This is a genomic window from Caballeronia insecticola (genome assembly GCF_000402035.1).
Classification (GTDB): Bacteria; Pseudomonadota; Gammaproteobacteria; order Burkholderiales; family Burkholderiaceae; genus Caballeronia; species Caballeronia insecticola.
In genome coordinates this window covers 1064188-1083651 of record NC_021287.1, presented here as the reverse complement: position 1 = coordinate 1083651, position 19464 = coordinate 1064188, and the positions used below count along the sequence as shown (strand labels likewise).

The 19464-nt window shown below is 64.3% G+C and carries 13 protein-coding genes; 7 read left to right on the top strand and 6 right to left on the bottom strand.

The window, feature by feature from the left end:
- Positions 1–52: 52 nt before the first annotated feature.
- Positions 53–1690, bottom strand: a complete 1638-nt coding sequence (gene aceF, locus BRPE64_RS04920) for a dihydrolipoyllysine-residue acetyltransferase (protein ID WP_016344934.1) — start codon at positions 1688–1690, stop codon at positions 53–55.
- 79 nt (positions 1691–1769) lie between these two features.
- Positions 1770–4466: a pyruvate dehydrogenase (acetyl-transferring), homodimeric type gene (aceE, locus tag BRPE64_RS04915; RefSeq protein WP_016344933.1), complete on the bottom strand. Its 2697-nt coding sequence runs from the start codon at positions 4464–4466 to the stop codon at positions 1770–1772.
- Between the two features lie 292 nt (positions 4467–4758).
- On the opposite strand from aceE, the gene fixL reads away from it, so the two are divergent.
- The 6 genes from fixL (at position 4759) to BRPE64_RS04885 (ending at position 14030) form a co-directional block, all read left to right on the top strand.
- On the top strand, positions 4759–7287 hold the full coding sequence (gene fixL / locus BRPE64_RS04910) for an oxygen sensor histidine kinase FixL (protein WP_016344932.1): 2529 nt from the start codon (positions 4759–4761) through the stop codon (positions 7285–7287).
- A complete protein-coding gene (fixJ, locus tag BRPE64_RS04905; protein ID WP_016344931.1) occupies positions 7284–7919 on the top strand; it encodes an oxygen response regulator transcription factor FixJ in 636 nt (211 codons plus the stop codon). Before fixL ends, fixJ begins: the two co-directional genes overlap by 4 nt.
- A 447-nt stretch (positions 7920–8366) precedes the next feature.
- Positions 8367–9719 (top strand): DUF3300 domain-containing protein, encoded by a 1353-nt coding sequence (locus BRPE64_RS04900; protein WP_016344930.1) that lies wholly within the window; start codon positions 8367–8369, stop codon positions 9717–9719.
- Between the two features lie 59 nt (positions 9720–9778).
- Positions 9779–10690, top strand: coding sequence for a DUF2950 domain-containing protein (locus tag BRPE64_RS04895; protein ID WP_051180385.1), 912 nt, complete (start codon positions 9779–9781; stop codon positions 10688–10690).
- Between the two features lie 227 nt (positions 10691–10917).
- A complete protein-coding gene (gene folD / locus BRPE64_RS04890; RefSeq protein WP_016344928.1) occupies positions 10918–11772 on the top strand; it encodes a bifunctional methylenetetrahydrofolate dehydrogenase/methenyltetrahydrofolate cyclohydrolase FolD in 855 nt (284 codons plus the stop codon).
- A 146-nt stretch (positions 11773–11918) separates the two neighbouring features.
- Positions 11919–14030, top strand: coding sequence for a M3 family metallopeptidase (locus BRPE64_RS04885; RefSeq protein WP_016344927.1), 2112 nt, complete (start codon positions 11919–11921; stop codon positions 14028–14030).
- A gap of 56 nt (positions 14031–14086) precedes the next feature.
- Here the strand turns inward: BRPE64_RS04885 and BRPE64_RS04880 are convergent, their stop codons facing one another.
- Positions 14087–15364, bottom strand: a complete 1278-nt coding sequence (locus BRPE64_RS04880) for an amidohydrolase family protein (protein ID WP_016344926.1) — start codon at positions 15362–15364, stop codon at positions 14087–14089.
- 80 nt (positions 15365–15444) lie between these two features.
- A complete protein-coding gene (locus BRPE64_RS04875; protein ID WP_016344925.1) occupies positions 15445–16290 on the bottom strand; it encodes a nitrilase-related carbon-nitrogen hydrolase in 846 nt (281 codons plus the stop codon).
- A gap of 110 nt (positions 16291–16400) precedes the next feature.
- Between BRPE64_RS04875 and BRPE64_RS04870 the strand changes: the two genes are divergently transcribed.
- On the top strand, positions 16401–17300 hold the full coding sequence (locus BRPE64_RS04870; protein ID WP_016344924.1) for a LysR family transcriptional regulator: 900 nt from the start codon (positions 16401–16403) through the stop codon (positions 17298–17300).
- On the opposite strand, the gene BRPE64_RS04865 is transcribed toward BRPE64_RS04870, so the two are convergent.
- Together BRPE64_RS04865 and BRPE64_RS04860 are read right to left on the bottom strand one after the other, a co-directional pair.
- Entirely contained in the window at positions 17284–17892 is a 609-nt protein-coding gene (locus tag BRPE64_RS04865; protein ID WP_044041257.1) for a GNAT family N-acetyltransferase, read from the bottom strand. The two genes, BRPE64_RS04870 and BRPE64_RS04865, sit on opposite strands and share 17 nt — an antisense overlap.
- A gap of 91 nt (positions 17893–17983) precedes the next feature.
- Positions 17984–18751 (bottom strand): hypothetical protein, encoded by a 768-nt coding sequence (locus BRPE64_RS04860; protein ID WP_016344922.1) that lies wholly within the window; start codon positions 18749–18751, stop codon positions 17984–17986.
- Positions 18752–19464 lie beyond the last annotated feature (713 nt).

The following is a 19464-nucleotide window of genomic DNA, read 5'->3' as shown; positions in this document are numbered from 1 at the left end:
ATGGAACCTCAGGGCAATGCCCCGAGGTTCCGCCGTCGGCCAGATCAGCAGATCAGAGAATGACGCGACGGAAATCGCCCAGAATCGCCGACAGATAAGCGTTGAAGCGCGCGGCGGCCGCACCGTCGATGACGCGATGGTCGTACGACAGCGACATCGGCAGCGTGAGGCGCGGCACGAACTGCTTGCCGTCCCACACCGGCTTCATCTGACCGCGCGACAGGCCGAGAATCGCGACTTCGGGCGCGTTGATGATCGGCGTGAAGTGCGTCCCGCCGATGCCGCCCAGCGACGAAATCGAGAAGCAGCCGCCCTGCATCTGATCGGGCTTGAGCTTGCCGTCGCGCGCGAGCTTCGACAGCTCCGCCATCTCCTTGGCGATATCGACGAGGCCCTTCTTGTCCGCGTCGCGGATCACCGGAACGACGAGGCCGTTCGGCGTGTCGGCCGCGAAACCGATGTGGTAGTACTTTTTGAAGACGAGGTTGTCGCCGTCCAGGCTCGCGTTGAAGTCCGGGAACTTCTTGAGCGCCGAGACCACGGCCTTGATGACGAACGCGAGCATCGTGAATTTCACGCCCGCTTTCTCGTGCTCCTTATTGAGCTTCACGCGCAGTTCTTCGAGCTCGGTGATATCCGCTTCGTCGTTGTTCGTGACGTGCGGGATCATCACCCAGTTGCGATGCAGGTTCGCGCCCGAAATCTTCTTGATGCGCGACAGCGGCTTCGGATCGACCGGACCGAACTTCGTGAAATCGATCTTCGGCCACGGCAGCAGACCGAGTTCGCCGCCGCCACCGCCAGCCGGCGCCGCAGCAGCGGGCGCCTTGCCCTGCCCCGTCATCACGCCCTTCACGAACGCGGTGATGTCTTCCTGCGTGATGCGCCCCTTCGGACCCGTGCCGCTCACGCGCGACACATCGACGCCCAGTTCGCGCGCGAACTTGCGCACGGACGGCGACGCATGGCTCGACGTGCGCGTACCGTCGCCGGCAGGCATCACGGGCGCCTGTGCGAGCGCCGACGGCGGCTCTTTCGCCGGCGCGGGTTTCGCGGGTGCATCGGGCGGCACTTCGGCCTTGGCCGGAGCCGCAGCCGGTGCAGCCGGTGCAGCCGCAGCGCCCGCGCCACCTTCGAGCACGAGGATCAGCGAACCTTCGGAGACCGTATCGCCGATCTTGACCTTCAGTTCCTTCACCGTGCCCGCGGCGGGGCTCGGCACGTCCATCGTCGCCTTGTCGGATTCGAGCGTGACGAGCGACTGCTCCTTCTCGACCTTGTCGCCGACCTTGACCGCGATCTCGATGACCGGAATGTCCTTGAAGTCGCCGATATCCGGCACCTTCACTTCGACGGAACCGCCGCCGCTCGCCGCAGGCGCGGCAGCCGCTGCGGACGCGGGAGCGGGCGCAGCCGCTTCCTGCTTCGCGGCCGGCGCGGCGGCAGCGCCCGCGCCTTCCAGCACGACGATGAGCGTGCCTTCCGACACGTTATCGCCCACTTTGACCTTCACTTCCTTCACGGTGCCCGCAGCCGAACTCGGCACGTCCATCGTGGCCTTGTCGGACTCCAGCGTGACGAGCGACTGCTCGGGCTCGACGGTGTCACCCACCTTGACCAGCACTTCGATCACGGGGATGTCCTTGAAATCGCCGATGTCCGGCACTTTGACTTCGATCGCTTGACTCATTATTAGTGTCTCCTGGGTTGCACGCGGCCTCCGCCCGCTTCGGACGGAGGCCGCGTCACAACGCTCGGGGGCGATGCCTTTAGACGGTCATCGGGTTGGGTTTGGACGGGTCGAGGTTGTACTTCTTGATCGCCTCTGCGACGACCTTGCGCTCGATCGTGCCTTCGTCGGCGAGCGCATTGAGCGCCGCCAGCGTGACCCAGTAGCGGTCGACTTCGAAGAAGTGACGCAGCGCCTCGCGCGTGTCCGAGCGGCCGTAGCCGTCGGTGCCGAGCACCACGAACTTGTTCGGCACATAGCCGCGGATCTGGTCGACAAGCGCGCGGATGTAGTCCGTCGACGCGATCACCGGACCCTGCGCGCCCTTGAGCAGCTTGGTCACGTGCGGCAGGCGCTTCTCTTCCGTCGGATGCAGCAGGTTCCAGCGCTCGCACGCCTGACCGTCGCGGGCCAGTTCGGTAAAGCTCGGCACGCTCCACAGGTCGGCGGTGACGCCCCAGTCGTTCTTGAGCAGGTCGGCGGCGGCGATCACTTCGTTGAAGATCGTGCCTGCGCCCATCAGCTGGACGTGCGGGCCCTTGCCGGCGCCTTCGGCCTTGCTGAACGCATACATGCCCTTGATGATGTCCGCGGCTACAGCGTCACCCTGCGGAATCGCCGGATGCTCGTAGTTCTCGTTCATCACCGTGACGTAGTAGTACACGTCTTCCTGCTCCGCGACCATGCGGCGCAGGCCGTCCTGCATGATGACGGCGAGTTCGTAGCCGAAGGTCGGGTCGTAGCTGATGCAGTTCGGCACCGACGCCGCCCACATCAGCGAATGGCCGTCTTCGTGCTGCAGGCCTTCGCCGTTGAGGGTCGTGCGGCCTGCCGTGCCGCCCAGCAGGAAGCCGCGCGAGCGCATGTCGCCCGCGGCCCATGCCAGATCGCCGATGCGCTGGAAGCCGAACATCGAGTAGAAGATGTAGAACGGGATCATGATCTCGCCGTGCGTCGAGTACGACGTCGCGGCCGCGATCCAGTCACACATGCCACCCGCTTCGTTGATGCCTTCCTGCAGAATCTGCCCGGTTTCCGATTCGCGGTAGAACATCAGCTGGTCGGAGTCTTCCGGAATGTACTTCTGGCCGTCCTGATTCCAGATGCCGATCTGGCGGAACAGGCCTTCCATGCCGAAGGTACGCGACTCGTCCGGCACGATCGGCACGATGCGCTTGCCGAGCGCCTTGTCCTTCAGCAGGATGTTCAGGATCCGCACGAAGGCCATCGTCGTGGAAATTTCGCGGCCTGCGCCCGTGCCCTTCAGAAGCGGCTCGAATGCCGAGAGTTCCGGCACCGGCAGCGATTCCGCCTTTTCGCGGCGCGTCGGCAGATAGCCGCCCAGGTCCATACGCTTCTGGCGCATGTACTCCAGTTCCTTCGAACCTTCCTCGAACGTGAGATACGGCACGTCGGCGATCTGTTCGTCGGTGAGCGGCAGACGGAACTGGTCGCGGAATTTCTTCAGCGTGTCGATCGGCAGCTTCTTCTGCTGGTGCGTGATATTCATCGCCTGGCCGTGCTCGCCCATGCCATAACCCTTGATGGTCTTGGCGAGGATGACGGTCGGCGCGCCCTTCGTCTTGGTCGCGGCGTCGAACGCGGCGTAGATCTTGTGCGGATCGTGGCCGCCGCGGTTCAGGTTCCAGATGTCCTCGTCGGACCAGTCGGCGACCAGCGCCTTCAGTTCCGGCGTGTTGAAGAAGTGCTCGCGCACGAACGCGCCCGACTCCGACTTGTAGGTCTGATATTCGCCGTCGACGACGTCCATCATGCGGCGCATCAGCGCGCCGGTCTTGTCACGCGCGAACAGCGCGTCCCAGCGGCTGCCCCAGATGACCTTGATGACGTTCCAGCCCGCGCCGCGGAATTCGCTTTCGAGTTCCTGGATGATCTTGCCGTTGCCGCGCACCGGGCCGTCCAGGCGCTGCAGATTGCAGTTGATGACGAACACGAGGTTATCGAGACGCTCGCGCCCGGCCATGCCGATCGCGCCGAGCGATTCCGGCTCGTCGGTTTCGCCGTCGCCGAGGAACGCCCAGACCTTGCGGCCTTCCGTCTTCGCCATGCCGCGCGCTTCCATGTACTTCATGAAGCGCGCCTGATAGATCGCCATGATCGGGCCCAAGCCCATCGACACGGTCGGGAACTGCCAGAAGTCCGGCATCAGCCACGGATGCGGATACGACGAGATGCCCTCGCCGCCCACTTCCTGACGGAAGTTGTTGAGCTGCTTCTCGGTCAGGCGGCCGAGCAGGAACGCGCGCGAGTACACACCCGGCGACGAGTGGCCCTGCACGAACACGAGGTCGCCGCCATGTTCTTTCGACGGTGCGTGCCAGAAGTGGTTGAAGCCGACGTCATAGAGCGTTGCAGCCGAGGCGAACGAAGCGATGTGGCCGCCGACGTTGGTGTCCTTGCCCGCGCGCAACACCATGGCGATGGCGTTCCAGCGCGTGTACGAGCGAATGCGGTGTTCGATGTCCTGATCGCCCGGAATCTTGGCCTGGCCAGCGACGGGAATCGTGTTGATGTACGGCGTGTTCGCGGAAAACGGCAGATGCTCGCCGTGCACGCGAGCGAATTCGATCTGCTTCTCGATCAGGTAGTGCGCGCGATCAGGGCCGACTGCGGAAATGACGCCGTCGAGCGCATCGAGCCACTCGGCGGTTTCCTGAGGATCGTCGTCGCGGGCATTGGCGACATATTTGAGAACTTCGTCGGGTACAGCGGACATGCTCGTCTCCTGATTTGAGGAACACTCTAGAACCGCCGGCGCACGCCCGTGCTGCGAGCACAGACAAGCGGGCACTGGCCGCGTGCCGGCAATTCTAAAGAGGGTCCAGACCATGACGCAAGGAATTTTTCAAATCATGAGAGTTGATCTCATAATGCGAAAAATTGCTGCAACGCACCGTCCCATAAGCCTTTTTTGATCAGACGTTTCCCCTCCTTTTCCCGGAATTGGCGCTTTCTTTACCGTCTTTTTACGCCAATTAACAATCAGGCGCTGCGTTACAATCGCTTCCATGTTGACCGAACGGCTGATCAAACGCTCGGCGAGGGTCGCGCGCAAGCCGACCGATTCGTCGCCCACCCGCTGGCACCACGGACCGTGGTGGTCGAACTCCTATTTACTCACGCCGCTCATTTCGATTCTCGTTTTTCTGGTCGTGATGAGTCTGATTTTGTGGAGTCTGAACCGGCGCGAGCAGCAGCAGCAGGAAGACACGCTGTATCGCAACGTCGCGTGGGCGCAGCAGCAAATCCGGCTTTCCATGACCGGCGCGCAGGAACAGATCCAGGCGCTTTCGCGCGACATCGCGACCGGCCACGGCGACCCGCAGACCTTTCAGACCTCGTCGGCGGACATCATGCAGGGGCATCCCGAGATCCTCTACATGAACTGGTACACGAGCGAGCATAAACCGCGCTGGCCCAATACCCCGCTGCCCGTGCTCGGATCGCGCCTCGCCAAACCCAACGAAACGCAGATGGACGAGGCCGTGCAGGCCGCCTTCGACGAGGCACGCACCACGCGCCGCCAAGTCTACTCGCCGCTGCTCTACGACGATCTCGGCAACGGCTACATCACGCTGCAGACGCCGGTTTTCCGCGACCGCGAGTTCCTGGGCTCCATCGCCGCGGTGTTTTCGATCGAAGGCATCCTCAAGCACGACATTCCGAGCGAATTGTCGGCGAAGTACAAAATCTCCATCACCGATCTGAACAACCGCGAACTCGCGACCACGTCGAGCCGCCCGCGTCTGCCGCGCGACATGTTCTACGACCTGCCGCTCGATCCGCCGGGGCAAGGCTTGTCGGTACGCGTGTACTCGTATCCGCAGCTGACGAACTTCACCAATAACACGCTTGTGTGGCTGGTCGCCGGTCTTTCGTGCTTCGTGCTGTGGAGCTTGTGGAGTCTGTGGAAGCACACGCGTCAGCGCTTCGAGGCGCAGCAGGCGCTGTATGCCGAAGCGTTCTTCCGCCGCGCGATGGAAAACTCCGTGCTGATCGGCATGCGCGTGCTCGACATGCACGGCCGTATCACGCACGTGAATCCCGCGTTCTGCCGCATGACGGGCTGGGATGAAAGCGATCTCGTCGGCAAGAACGCGCCGTTTCCGTACTGGCCGCGCGACGCGTATCCCGAGATGCAGCGCCAGCTCGACATGACCTTGCGCGGCAAGGCGCCCTCGTCCGGCTTCGAGTTGCGCGTGCGTCGCAAGGACGGCTCGTTCTTCCACGCGCGGCTGTACGTTTCGCCGCTGATCGACAGCTCGGGCCGCCAGACCGGCTGGATGTCGTCGATGACGGACATCACCGAACCCAAGCGCGCGCGCGAAGAACTCGCCGCCGCGCACGAACGCTTCACCACGGTGCTCGAAAGCCTCGACGCCGCCGTCTCCGTGCTCGCCGCCGACGAAGCCGAACTGCTGTTCGCGAACCGCTATTACCGCCATTTGTTCGGCATTCGTCCGGACGGCCATCTGGAGCTCGCGGGCGCCGCGTTCGACGGCAGTTCGCAGAGTTCGTCGGACACCATCGACATGGTGGATACCTACGCGGGCCTGCCCGCCACCGCGCTCACCGAAAGCTCGGCAGATGCGCAGGAGGTCTATGTCGAAGGCATCCAGAAATGGTTCGAAGTGCGCCGCCAGTACATCCAGTGGGTAGACGGCCATCTCGCGCAGATGCAGATCGCGACCGACATCACGCAGCGCAAGCAGGCGCAGGAACTCGCGCATCAGCAGGAAGAAAAGCTGCAGTTCACGAGCCGCCTGATGACCATGGGCGAGATGGCTTCGTCGCTCGCGCACGAACTGAATCAGCCGCTCGCCGCGATCAACAACTATTGCTCCGGCTGCGTCGCGCTCGTGAAATCCGGCCGCATGACGCAGGAAACGCTGTTGCCGGTGCTGGAAAAAACCGCGCAGCAGGCCGTGCGCGCGGGCATGATCATCAAGCGCATTCGCGAGTTCGTGAAGCGCTCGGAGCCGAAACGCCAGGCCGCGCGCGTCGCCGATATCGTCGCGGACGCGGTCGGACTCGCCGAGATCGAGGCGCGCAAGCGCAAGATTCGCATCGTCACGGAAATCCGCTCGCGCATGCCGGTGATCTACGTCGATCCGGTTTTGATCGAACAAGTGTTGGTCAACCTGTTGAAAAACGCGGCCGAGGCAATGCATGATGCAAAACCGAACGCGGTCGATCCGGCGATTCGCGTGGTCGTGCAACGCATGGACGGCGGCTTCGTGTGCATCAGCGTGGTCGATCAGGGCCCCGGTGTCGACGAAGCCACGGCCGAGCGTCTCTTCGAACCGTTTTACAGCACCAAGTCCGACGGCATGGGCATGGGGCTGAACATCTGCCGCTCGATCATCGAATCGCATCGCGGAAGACTTTGGGTGGTCAACAACGTCGAGGCGGACGGCCATGTGACCGGCGCGACCTTCCACTGCAGCCTGCCGATCGGCGAAGTGGACGGTTCGGGCACGAATGGCGACGCACACGACGAACATACGAGACAACAAACAGTTACGGGAGAACTATGAGCACAGTCACCACCCAGGAAACCGTCTTTGTCGTCGACGATGACGAAGCCGTGCGCGATTCTCTGCGCTGGCTGCTCGAGGCCAACGGCTATCGCGTGCAATGTTTTTCGAGCGCGGAATCCTTCCTCGACGTCTACCTGCCGATTTCGCACTCCGGCGCGATCGCCTGCCTGATCCTCGACGTGCGCATGGCCGGCATGACCGGGCTTGAGTTGCAGGAGAAGCTGATCGCCGAGAACTCGCTGCTGCCGATCATCTTCGTGACCGGTCACGGCGATGTGCCGATGGCCGTCTCGACCATGAAGAAAGGCGCGATGGACTTCATCGAGAAGCCGTTCGACGAAGCCGAGTTGCGCAAGCTCGTCGAGCGCATGCTGGAGAAGGCGCGCAGCGAAAGCAGCAGCGTGCAGCAGCAGCGCGCCGCCGCCGAGCGCCTGGGCAAGCTGACCGCGCGCGAGCATCAGGTGCTGGAGCGCATCATCGCGGGACGTCTCAACAAGCAGATCGCGGACGATCTCGGCATCAGCATCAAGACGGTGGAAGCGCATCGCGCGAACATCATGGAGAAGCTGTCCGTGAACACCGTCGCCGATCTGCTGCGTCTCGCGCTGTCGAACAAGCCGCAGCAATAAGCGCTTCTGCTTCCTCCAGCTTCATTCGCGGCCGGCACACCATGCCGGCCGCGTGCTGTATGGCGAGCCCGGCTCCGGGCGAACGTCACGCGATCCCTTCTACGAATACCGTTGTCGGCGAGGTTGAAACGTGATATTTCGTGAATCACGTTGACACACCTCGTGGCCCGCCCGTACTTTGATCGGGCCTTAACCCCGGACAACGGTCATGTGCAACCAGACGTCTTCTGCGTCCTTGCCCGACGGTCAAACGTTTTGCGTCCAGGCCTCACACGCCGGCGACCGCGCCTCGTCCCCTTCGCTTTCATCAAGCACTGCGCACCGGTTTGCTGCTTATAAGCAATCGATGCGCGCATCCCGCCGTATCGGCTGTTCACGCGCATCGAGCGCCGTGCACCGGAGGACTTGATCTTGAAACGCCACCCTTCCCCTGTCCCTACGCAACGGATGCGCACGATGCGCGCGTTCGCGATCAGCGCCGCGCTGCTCGCGCTGCCGCTCGCCGCGTTCCATCCATGCGTGGCCGATGCGCAGACGCAGCCCGCCGCGAGCACCGGCCAGAAGCTGTCGAACGAGCAACTCGATGCGCTGACCGCGCCGATCGCGCTCTATCCTGACGCGCTGCTCGCGCAGGTTCTGATGGCGTCGACGTATCCGTCCGACATCACCGAAGCGGCCGCGTGGTCGAAGGCCAATCCGAACGTCAAGGGCGACGACGCCGTGAAGGCCGTGCAGTCCGAGCCGTGGGATCCGAGCGTGCAGTCGCTGGTTGCGTTCCCGCAGGCGCTCGCGACGATGGCCTCCAAGCCCGACTGGGTGACGCAACTCGGCAACGCGTTCATCGCGCAACCGAGCGACGTGATGGACTCCGTGCAGCGTCTGCGGCGCGCGGCGCAGAGCGCGGGCAATCTGAAGACGACCGAGCAGCAGAAGGTCGTGGTTCAGCAAGCGCCCAGCACCAGCGTCACGACGATTCAGATCGAGCCGGCCAATCCGCAAGTGGTCTATGTGCCGACCTATAACCCGACGGTGGTCTACGGCACGTGGCCGTATCCGGCCTATCCGCCGGTCTATGTGCCGCCGCCTCCGGGTTATGCGATGGCATCGGCGTTCGTTGGCGGGCTCGCGTTCGGTGCGGGCGTGGCGGTCGCCAATTCGCTGTGGGGCAACTGCGACTGGAATCGCGGCGACGTGAACGTCAACGTGAATCGCTATAACAACATCAACGTGAACAACCGCCTCAACGCGAACAGCAACAACGTGCGCTGGAACCGGAACGATCCGCAGTTCAACCGCACCAACGTCGCGAACCGGCAGAACACGCTCAACAACGCGAACCGCGGCGCGAATGCCAACCAGTTTCGCGGACGCGAGGACGCGCGCGCGCAGGCGGCCCAGACGCTGCAGCAGCGCACGGGGCAGAATCTGAACCAGCCCGCGAGCCAGCGCGTGCAGAACATGCGTCAGGGCGGCGCGCAGAATGCGCTCAACAACTCCAACGTGCGCGAGCGCGCGCAGAGCGTGAACCGCGACAACGCCCTGCGCGGCGCGGGCGACGGCAACGGCGCACGGCAGGACATGCAGCGTGGGCAGGCGAGCCGGCAGTCGTTCGCGAACCAGTCGCACGACCGGCCGGGCGCGGGAGGCGGCGGCGTGCAGCGCGGCGGCGGCGCGGGCGGAGGACTCGGCGCCGGCGGTGGCGGCGTGCAGCGTCAGGGCGGCGGCGGAATGCAGCGCGGCGGCGGAGGCGGAGGCGGATTCCACGGCGGCGGCGGTGGCGGCGGGTTTCATCGCCGCTGATGACCGATTCGACGCCCACGCGCCGCGCAAGCGGCGAACGCCAGATTCAGGAGCCCGAGATGACCCCGAACCAAGCCTCCGTCTCATCGACCAAGCCTTTGCTGCGCGCCGTGATCGCCGCGGCGCTTCTGCTCGGCGCAACGCTCGCGCACGCGCAGGCCGTCTTCCCGAGCGCCGATGCCGCGGCGCAGGCGCTCACCGACGCCATCGCGAGCAACGACGAAACCGCGATCGCCAAGGTGCTCGGCCACGATCACGCGCGTTACGTGCCCACCGGCAGCATCGGTGAGCAGGACATCTATGCGTACCTCGGCGCGTGGGCGCAGCAGCATCGCATCGTCGAGGACGCGCAGAAAATCGACGGCTATCCGGCCGCCTACATCGAAGCGGGCACGAGCGGCTGGACGCTGCCGATCCCGCTCGTGAAAGTCGCGAACGGCTGGCGCTTCGACATGCGCGCCGCCCGCGACGAAGTGCTCACGCGGCGCATCGGCCGCAACGAGCGCTCGGCGATCCAGGTCGCGCTCGCGTACGTCGCCGCGCAAAACGACTATCACCAGGCGATGAACCGCTACGCCGACCGCCTCGCGAGCACGCCCGGCAAGCACGACGGCCTCTACTGGCAGACCGCGGAAGGCGAACCGGACAGCCCGCTCGGCCCGCTCGTCGCGGCGATGCCGAACAAGCCGAACGAAAAGGACGGCTATTACGGCTACCACTACCGCATCCTGAACGCGCAAGGCGCCCACGCGAAAGGCGGCGCGAAGCACTACCTTCAGGGCGGCGCGCTGACGCAGGGGTTCGGGCTGATCGCCACGCCGGCGCGCTATGGCCAGACGGGCGTGATGACCTTCATCGTCAATCAGGACGGGCAGGTCTACGAGAAGGATCTCGGCCCCGGAACGACGCGCGCTGCCGCCGCCATCCGGTCGTTCGACCCGGATTCGAGCTGGCAGCCGGTATCGCCCTGACCCCCGGCGACACGGCGGGAATGGCGCCCGGCGACGTGCAAAGGCGCCCGGCGGTATAATTTCGCCCTTCCCAAGGGCGCGCTTGCCCACGCTATCGTCAACCGATTGGCCGAAGCCTGCGCCCCGCAACACGCGCGCGCGCCGCGCACCGCAGCCGTACGAAAGCAGCGGGCACGGCGCCGGCTTCATGCCCGCGTGCCCCTCGCCCATCCTCGATCCGATTCGCCATGACTGCCCAACTCATCGACGGCAACGCCCTTTCCAAGACCCTTCGCGCCGATGTCGCCGTGCGCGCCGCCGCCCTCACCGCTCGCGGACACCAGCCGGGACTGGCCGTCGTGCTGGTCGGCGACAATCCGGCGAGCGAAGTCTACGTGCGCAACAAGGTGAAGGCCTGTCACGACAACGGCCTGCATTCGGTGATGGACCGCTTCCCCGCCACGCTCGCCGAACACGAGCTGCTCGCCCACATCGCGAAACTCAACGCCGATCCGGCCATCCACGGCATTCTGGTGCAACTGCCGCTGCCCGCGCATATCGACAGCCACAAGGTGATCGAGGCGATCGCGCCGGAGAAGGACGTCGACGGCTTTCACGTCGCCAACGCGGGCGCGCTGATGACCGGCAAGCCGCTGTTTCGCCCGTGCACGCCCTACGGCGTGATGAAGATGTTCGAAGCGCACGGCATCGGGCTGCAGGGCGCGAACGCGGTGGTGATCGGCCGCTCGAATATCGTCGGCAAGCCGATGGCGCTGCTTCTGCTCGAAGCCGGCGCGACCGTCACGATTTGTCACAGCAAGACGCGCGATATCGGGCACCATACGCGCGCCGCGGATGTGATCGTCGCCGCGACGGGCCGCCGCAACATCCTCACGGCGGACATGGTGAAGCCGGGCGCGACCGTGATCGACGTCGGCATGAACCGCAACGAGGAAGGCAAACTGTGCGGCGACGTCGATTTCGCGGGCGTCAGGGAAGTGGCGGGCTATATCACGCCGGTGCCGGGCGGCGTCGGACCAATGACGATCACGATGCTGCTCGTCAACACGATCGAGGCAGCCGAGCGCGCGGCGCAGGCCTGACAGCGTGCGCGGCGGGGGCCGGCATTAATCGGCCCCTTAAAAACAATCGATTGGAATTTGCCCCGCCCGCCCCAATAATCTCGTGGAGAGCCGGCGCGGGGTGCGACACCCGCCCGGGCTTCACCCAACACGAATACGGGAGAGTCATGAGCGATACCCTATCCACCACGGCAGCGGCCAATCCGCTGCTCGATTTTTCCGACCTTCCGCGCTTCGGCGAAATCAAGCCCGAACATGTGACGCCGGCGCTCGACGTCCTGCTGGCCGCCGCAAAAGCCGCCGTCGATCGCGCCAGCGCGCCGGACACGCCCGCGACCTGGACGAACGTCGTCGAGGCACTCGAACAGGATTCGGAAAAGCTCGCGCGCGCGTGGGGCGTCATCGGCCATCTGAACGCGGTCGCCGATACCCCCGAACTGCGCGCCGCGCACGCCGAGAACCTGCCGCGCGTCACCGAATTTTCCGCGAGCGTCGGCCAGAATCTCGCGCTCTACGAGAAGTTCAAGGCGATCGCGGCGAGCCCGGAGTTTGCGGGGCTGTCGGCCGAGCGCAAAAAGATTCTGGAGAATTCGCTGCGCGATTTCCGTCTCTCCGGCGCGGAACTGCCCGAAGACCGCAAGCCGCGTTTCGCGCAATTGCAGGAAGAGCAGGCCGCGCTCTCGAAAGCCTTCTCCGATCACGTGCTCGATGCAACCAACGCTTACGCGTACATCGTCACGAAGGAAAGCGAACTCGCGGGCCTGCCCGATGACGTGATCGAAGCGGCGCGCGAAGCCGCCCAGCGCGACGGCAAGGAAGGCTGGAAGTTCACGCTGCATTTCCCGTCGTATTTCCCGGTGCTGCAGTATTCGGAACATCGCCCGATGCGCGAGGCAATGTACCGCGCGTATGTCACGCGCGCGTCCGAACTCGGCGAGACCTACGGCGGCGGCAAGCCCGAATGGGACAACACGGCGAACGTCGTCGAACATTTGCGGCTGCGTGAAGAAGAAGCCAAGACGCTCGGCTATCAGAACTTCGCGGAAGTGTCGCTCGCGCCGAAGATGGCCGAGTCGCCGGCACAGGTCATCGCGTTCCTCGAAGACCTCGCCGTGCGCGCCCGCCCCTACGCCGAAAACGACTGGATGGAATTGCGCGCGTTCGCCGCGACCGAGCTCGGCATGCCCGAACTGCAGCCGTGGGACATCGCGTTTGCGGCCGAGAAGCTGCGTCAGAAGCGCTATTCGTTCTCGGAAAACGAAGTGAAGCAGTACTTCCCGCAGGAAGCCGTGCTGAAGGGCCTGTTCAAGGTCACGGAGACGCTCTTCAATGTGTCGATCCGCCGCGACGAAGCCGCCGTCTGGAACCCGGACGTGCGTTTCTTCCGCGTCGAGAACAAGGACGGCACGCTCGTCGCGCAGTTCTATCTCGATCTGTATGCCCGCGAAGGCAAGCGCGGCGGCGCATGGATGGACGATGCCCGCTCGCGCCACAAACGCACGCAAGGCGGCGTGCAGACGCCTGTCGCTTACCTCACGTGCAACTTCTCCGCGCCGGTCGGCGGCAAGCCCGCCTGCTTCACGCATGACGAAGTCATCACGCTGTTCCACGAATTCGGGCACGGCCTGCATCACATGCTGACGCGCGTCGATGAACTCGGCGTGTCGGGCATCAACGGCGTCGAATGGGATGCGGTCGAATTGCCGTCGCAATTCATGGAGAACTTCTGCTGGGAGTGGGACGTGCTCACGGATATGTCCGCTCACGTCGACACCGGCGCGCCGCTGCCGCGCGAACTTTTCGACAAGATGCTCGCCGCGAAGAACTTCCAGAGCGGTCTCGGCACGCTGCGCCAGATCGTCTTCTCGATGTTCGACATGGTGCTGCACACGTCCTACGATCCGGCGAGCAGCACGGAGAACGTCAACGATGTCGCGCGTGCGATCAACGAGAAGTTCCATGTGATTCCGCAGGCGCCGATCTCGCGCTGGCCGAACACCTTCAGCCATATCTTCGCGGGCGGTTATGCGGCGGGCTACTACAGCTACAAGTGGGCCGAAGTGCTGTCCGCCGACGCCTACGCCGCGTTCGAAGAAGCCGCGAAGCTCGGCAACGGCTCGGTGCTGGACGCGCAAACAGGCACGCGCTACCGCCGCGAGATTCTGGAAGTAGGCGGCAGCCGCCCGGCCATGGAATCGTTCAAGGCGTTCCGCGGCCGCGAGCCGGACATCGACGCATTGCTGCGGCATAGCGGCATGTCGGAGCAAACGCTGCACTGACGCTGCGTTTATCCCGTGCTACTTTGAAAAACCCCGGTCATCGCGACCGGGGTTTTTTATCGCCTGTCGATTCTGAAATCGACTTCCGTGGACCTGCCTTCGAGTGCGAGCGTCGCGCGCACGGCCGGACTGCGGCTCACCACCTTGCCTCGTCTCACCACCGCCGTGCGCGCCGCGCGCAGGCGTATCGCTTCGATCGGATCGCGTGCGTCGAGCACCACGCAATCCGCGTGACATCCCACTTCGACGCCATAGCCTTCCAGGCCGAGAATGCGCGCGGGATTCGTCGTGACCGCGTCGAAGCAGGCGCGCATTGCGTCGACGCCCGTCATCTGCGCGACGTGCAAGCCCATGTGCGCGACTTCGAGCATGTCGCCGGAACCGAGGCTGTACCACGGGTCCATCACGCAATCGTGGCCGAACGCGACCGTGATGCCCGCCGCTATCAATTCCGGCACGCGCGTCATGCCGCGTCGCTTCGGATACGTATCCGAGCGCCCCTGCAGCGTGATGTTGATGAGCGGATTGGCGATCGCCGCCACGCCCGCTTCGCGCATCAGCGGAATGAGCTTGCTGACGTAGTAGTTGTCCATGGAGTGCATCGACGTGAGATGCGAGCCGGTCACGCGTCCGTGCAGTCCGAGCCGATGCGTCTCGGCGGCGAGCGTTTCGATGTGGCGCGACATCGGGTCGTCGGATTCGTCGCAGTGCATGTCCACGCGCAAGCCCTGCTCCGCCGCGTATTCGCACAGGAGCTTCACGGATGCGGCGCCGTCGGCCATCGTGCGCTCGAAGTGCGGAATGCCGCCGACGACATCGACGCCCAGCGAAATCGCGCGCTTCAGATTCTCGAATGCGCCCGCGCTGCGCAAGACGCCGTCCTGCGGAAACGCGACGAGTTGCAGATCGAGATACGGCTTCACGCGCCGCTTCACTTCGACGAGCGCCTCCACCGCGAGCAGGCGCGGATCGCATACGTCGACATGCGAGCGGATCGCAAGCAGGCCACGCGCGACAGCCCAGTCGCAGTATTGCAGCGCGCGCTCGACGAGCGCCTCTTGCGTGAGATCGGGTTTCAGTTCGCCCCACAGCGCGATGCCTTCGAGCAACGTGCCCGATGCGTTCACGCGCGGCAGGCCGTAGGACAGCGTCGCGTCCATATGGAAATGCGCGTCGACGAAAGGCGCGCTGACGAGCGAGCCGTTCGCATCGATTTCCTCGCGCGCCGTGGCGGCAAGATGCGGCTCGATTGCGGCGATGCGCCCCGCTTCCATGCCGATATCGACGAGTTCGCGCGAATTCACGAGCGCCGCGCGGCGAATGATCAAATCCATCTGCGATACCTCCGGCGTAGGCAGTTCGTCCGATTGTAGCGGGACAGAAATGCCGTGCGCAGGCGGGCTTGATCCGCGTTTCAACTTGCCGTGCGGTTTCGGCCGACGATCGCGAAACTCAGCGGTAACGCGCCGCGTGCCTGAACCCGTTCGGTTTCGATCGCGAGCGGAAAAGCATGGCCTTGCCGTGTAAGCGGTTCATAGAGATCCGGCCTGCGTGCGGCGAGCGCGCGCCGGCCGCTGTTCGCCTCGGCCAGCGCCGGCTTCACTTGCGCGACGATGCAGCCGTCCCGCGCGCCGTTGCTGCGCGCGAGCACGCGGCCGTCCGGGCCGACGATCATCGATTCGTCGCACGACGGATGCGCATACGCGATGTACATGCCGTTGTCCGCGGCGCGCGCGGCGAGTGTCGCGCGGCGCGAGGCCGCGCGGCTCATGGGCGCGATCAGCAGCGTTGCGCCCATGAGCGCCGTCATCCGCACGTTTTCGACGACATCGTTGTCGCCGCCGATCAGAATGCCGACGCGCACGCCGAACGGCGTATCGAACACCGTAAAGCGATTGCCGCCGTGCAGCGCGCCGTGCGTCGCGTGCAGCTTGCGATGACGCACCCGCGCGCCGCGCGCAAAACAGACGGCGTAGCTGTCATAGAGGCGGCCGTCGGCGGCACGTTCGATCCAGCCGACGCCCGCGGCCACGCCGGTCTTGTCGACGGCGGCGGCGATTGCATCGATCGACGGGCCGTCGAAGGCCTCGGCATGCGCGGTGTCGTGACCGCCGATGCACGATTGCGGAAACACCGCGAGCTGCACGCCGAGGGTTGCGGCTCTCGCGAGTTCATCGGCGATCAGCACGCAATTGCGCGCGGCATCGCCCGGCTGCGATTCAAACGCGATGACGGCGACGCGAAACGAAGTGGCATCCACGAGAGGCTCCGGGAAAGCGGGTAGACAGCCTCATTGGACCGCTTGCGTATCGATCAGTAAAATGAATGTTTCGAGCTATTCGATTACCGAACGGAATCGAAGGTTAAAACATGGAACTGAAGCTTCTGCGTACCTTTCTCGCGATCGCCGACCTGCGCCATTTCGGCCGCGCCGCCGAAGCCTTGCATATGAGCCAGCCGGCGCTCAGCAAGCAGATTGCCGCGCTCGAAGCGAGTCTCGGCGCACGGCTTTTCGAGCGCGGCCGTCATGGCGCGGAACTGACGACGTTCGGCGCGGGTTTCATCGGCGATGCGCAAACACTCATGCGCGACGCCGACGCCGTCCTCGCCCGCGCGCGCGAATCGGCGAACGGCGCGCGCGGATTTCTGCGCGTGGGGCTCTGTCTGTCGACGCTCACGCACGTGCCGAAGCTGATCGCCGAATTCGGTGCGCTGCATCCGGCTGTGAGCATCACGCTGCACGATCTTTCCTCGCACGAGCAGACGCGCCGCATTCTCGCGGGCAAGCTCGATGTGGGTTTCATGCGCATGCCGGCCGGCGCGGGTCTGAGCGGCTTCACGGTGCTCGACGAAACGCTCGCGCTCGCTGTGCCCGAACACACGCGCCATACGCGACTGCCCGCGCGCCTCGATGAACTGAACGAACCGGGATTCATTGCGCTTGCGCGCACGCGCGGGCCGGGGCTGGCGGCGCAGATCGACCGCTGGTGCGCCGCGCACGGCTTCGTGCCGCGCGTGATTCAGGAAGCGGACGACATTCAGTCCGTGCTCGCCTCGGTGGCGGGCGGCGTGGGCGCGGCGTTTCTGCCGTCGCGCGCGCAGTATCTGCTGCGCGATGCGCGCGTGCTGAGCTTGCGCGACAAGCCGGCGCGCTGGCGCGTCGGCCTGGCATGGGGCAATTCGCTCGACGATACGGTCACGCGCGGCTTCGTCACGTTCATGAAGGCGCGCGTGAACGCGTTGAAAGCGCGCGCTACGACCGATTCGTGATTTCGGTGAGCTTCGCGAGCTTCGACAGCAGCATCGCGCGGACGCCTGGCCATTCGTCGTCGATGATGGAAAAGCGCACCGAGTTGCGCTTGCGACCGTCCGGCATGATGCGCTCATGGCGCACGATGCCTTCCTGCGTCGCGCCGATGCCGAGTATGGCGGCGCGCGACTTTTCGTTGCGCTCGTCGGTGGTGAATTGCACGCGCACGCAATGCATCGAATCGAATGCGTGCGTGAGCAGCAGCCATTTTGCTTCGGTGTTGATGCCGGTGCGTTGCGTCGATGCCGCGAGCCACGTATGGCCGATCTCCAGCTTCCGGTTCGCGCGATCGATCTTCCAGAATCGCGTGCTGCCGACGACGCGCCCGTCCCCCGTGCGCACGATCGTGAAAGGCATCACCGTGCCGGCATCGCGACCCGCGAGCGCGGTATCGATATAGCGGTCGATGGTGTCCTCGTTCGGCACGACCGTCACGCTGAGATTCCAGAGTTCGCCGTCCGCGGCGGCGTCGAGCAAGGCGGCGCGGTCGTCGCGTTGCAGGGGGCGAAGCTGGACGCGTTGGCCGGTCAGCGTCGGTTGAGGGTCGGTCATCGATCGAATTCGAGGCTTTGAGGTGAATGGGCATCATAAGCCCACTCGCCTTTGCGCGCCTTCGACGTCGACGCGGATCGACGTCCGTCGCCTACAGGTAGTCCGAGATCTTGTGCAGATTCCCGTAAAACGAATGCGCGCCCGTGTGCGTCACCTGAATCCAGCTGCAACCCCACACGCTGCCGCCGCTCGCGTTCACCAGCGAGCAGAAGTAATAGTCTTCGCCCTGCGTGCGTCCATTGACCGTCATCTGGCGAAAGAACTCGTAGATCGGAAACTTGATGGCCTGCCCATTCACCTCTGTTCCGGGATTGATGGGCGCGACGCGTTCGCCCTCGATCAGCTTCATCAGGCACGCGCGCGAAATCATCATCAGACCGGTGGGAATGCCTGCCATGCGGACGGGTTCATGGCCGATTTTCATGGTCGAGGCATCGCCGGGCAGCGTGAACATGTCGCGGTAATCGCCGGCGATCTCCGGCAGCGTCGCCGGGTCGATGTCGGGATGATCCAGAACCGCCTGCTTGATGCGCGCCCAGTCGTAGGCGCGTCGCGGGTACAGCGCACCGATCACGTCACGGTCACGATAGTCGAACATCCGCGCGAGTTCGCCCGCGTGGAAGCCCATGTCGTCGTCGATGAACAACAGGTGGGTGCATGAGGTTTCCCACAGGAAACGATTCGCCAGCGTGTTGCGGGCTAGGTCGATCAGCGTGACATCGGCGAGCGGCAGGAACCGGAAATCGATGCCTGCGCCAAGGCACTGACGCTGCAGCTCAAGCACGCTGCCGACGTAGTCCATGCAGAAGGAGCCGGATCGCGTCGGCGTCGCGATGGCGATGGAGAATGGCGATGTCATGTGGAGTACCTCTGTGGCCGATGGTTTGATACGGATTGCAAAGTTGTGGGGTTGGTGGTTCGATTGCCGTGTGGGCGGGCGGCGCCAGGCGGGATTCTATCAATCGGGATCGTTGTGTTTCGGAGACGTGCGCGGCGACACATTCCCCAGCGACGCTTGGCGCCCCACGGTTGCGCGGGCTGAGGCGGTTGAACAGCGGTTTCCAGTTTCGTGTCGACGGCTTCCGCGGTTTTCGCGGCCTCGTTTGCTCTCGCCACATCGGCATCCGCGGCGACGGCCGCTGCTGCGCGGGTCTGCTCAAGCGTCGTCGCGTTGCGCACATCGGTGAAGCTAGCGCGGACGCGCTTATCCCTCGATTCAAAACGCTTGATTGAGCTTAATTGCTTTCGTGTCCGAAAATATGTCGTTGCAACTACGAACGTGCCGGTCGCGAACAATCCGAATAATTTGCCGAGTGTCTTTGCGACTTCATTTAATGAGCGCAAGCTGATTATCCCAGGCCCCAGGCAAGCGAATATTACGCCCACTTAAAATGCCGATATATATCCAACGAATTAGCCGACTTTAACTATATCTAATATAGGACGGTGGTATTCGTATGCATTTAAGTCAAAATGAAAGAGCTGAAACCGACTTGTGATCGTTCTGAAAACATTCCGGCTCCCACGATTTTGGGCGCTCGCACGCCTGTCTCGCGAGTGTCTGGCAGGTTC

What these genes read in the sequence shown, in the direction of transcription:
- fixL (WP_016344932.1), top strand. Translation starts at nt 4,759, where the DNA reads ATGTTGACCGAACGGCTGATCAAACGCTCGGCGAGGGTCGCGCGCAAG.
- BRPE64_RS04885 (WP_016344927.1), top strand. Translation starts at nt 11,919, where the DNA reads ATGAGCGATACCCTATCCACCACGGCAGCGGCCAATCCGCTGCTCGAT.
- BRPE64_RS04865 (WP_044041257.1), bottom strand. Translation starts at nt 17,892, where the DNA reads ATGACCGACCCTCAACCGACGCTGACCGGCCAACGCGTCCAGCTTCGC.
- BRPE64_RS04895 (WP_051180385.1), top strand. Translation starts at nt 9,779, where the DNA reads ATGACCCCGAACCAAGCCTCCGTCTCATCGACCAAGCCTTTGCTGCGC.
- aceE (WP_016344933.1), bottom strand. Translation starts at nt 4,466, where the DNA reads ATGTCCGCTGTACCCGACGAAGTTCTCAAATATGTCGCCAATGCCCGC.
- folD (WP_016344928.1), top strand. Translation starts at nt 10,918, where the DNA reads ATGACTGCCCAACTCATCGACGGCAACGCCCTTTCCAAGACCCTTCGC.
- fixJ (WP_016344931.1), top strand. Translation starts at nt 7,284, where the DNA reads ATGAGCACAGTCACCACCCAGGAAACCGTCTTTGTCGTCGACGATGAC.
- BRPE64_RS04860 (WP_016344922.1), bottom strand. Translation starts at nt 18,751, where the DNA reads ATGACATCGCCATTCTCCATCGCCATCGCGACGCCGACGCGATCCGGC.
- BRPE64_RS04870 (WP_016344924.1), top strand. Translation starts at nt 16,401, where the DNA reads ATGGAACTGAAGCTTCTGCGTACCTTTCTCGCGATCGCCGACCTGCGC.
- aceF (WP_016344934.1), bottom strand. Translation starts at nt 1,690, where the DNA reads ATGAGTCAAGCGATCGAAGTCAAAGTGCCGGACATCGGCGATTTCAAG.
- BRPE64_RS04900 (WP_016344930.1), top strand. Translation starts at nt 8,367, where the DNA reads ATGCGCACGATGCGCGCGTTCGCGATCAGCGCCGCGCTGCTCGCGCTG.
- BRPE64_RS04880 (WP_016344926.1), bottom strand. Translation starts at nt 15,364, where the DNA reads ATGGATTTGATCATTCGCCGCGCGGCGCTCGTGAATTCGCGCGAACTC.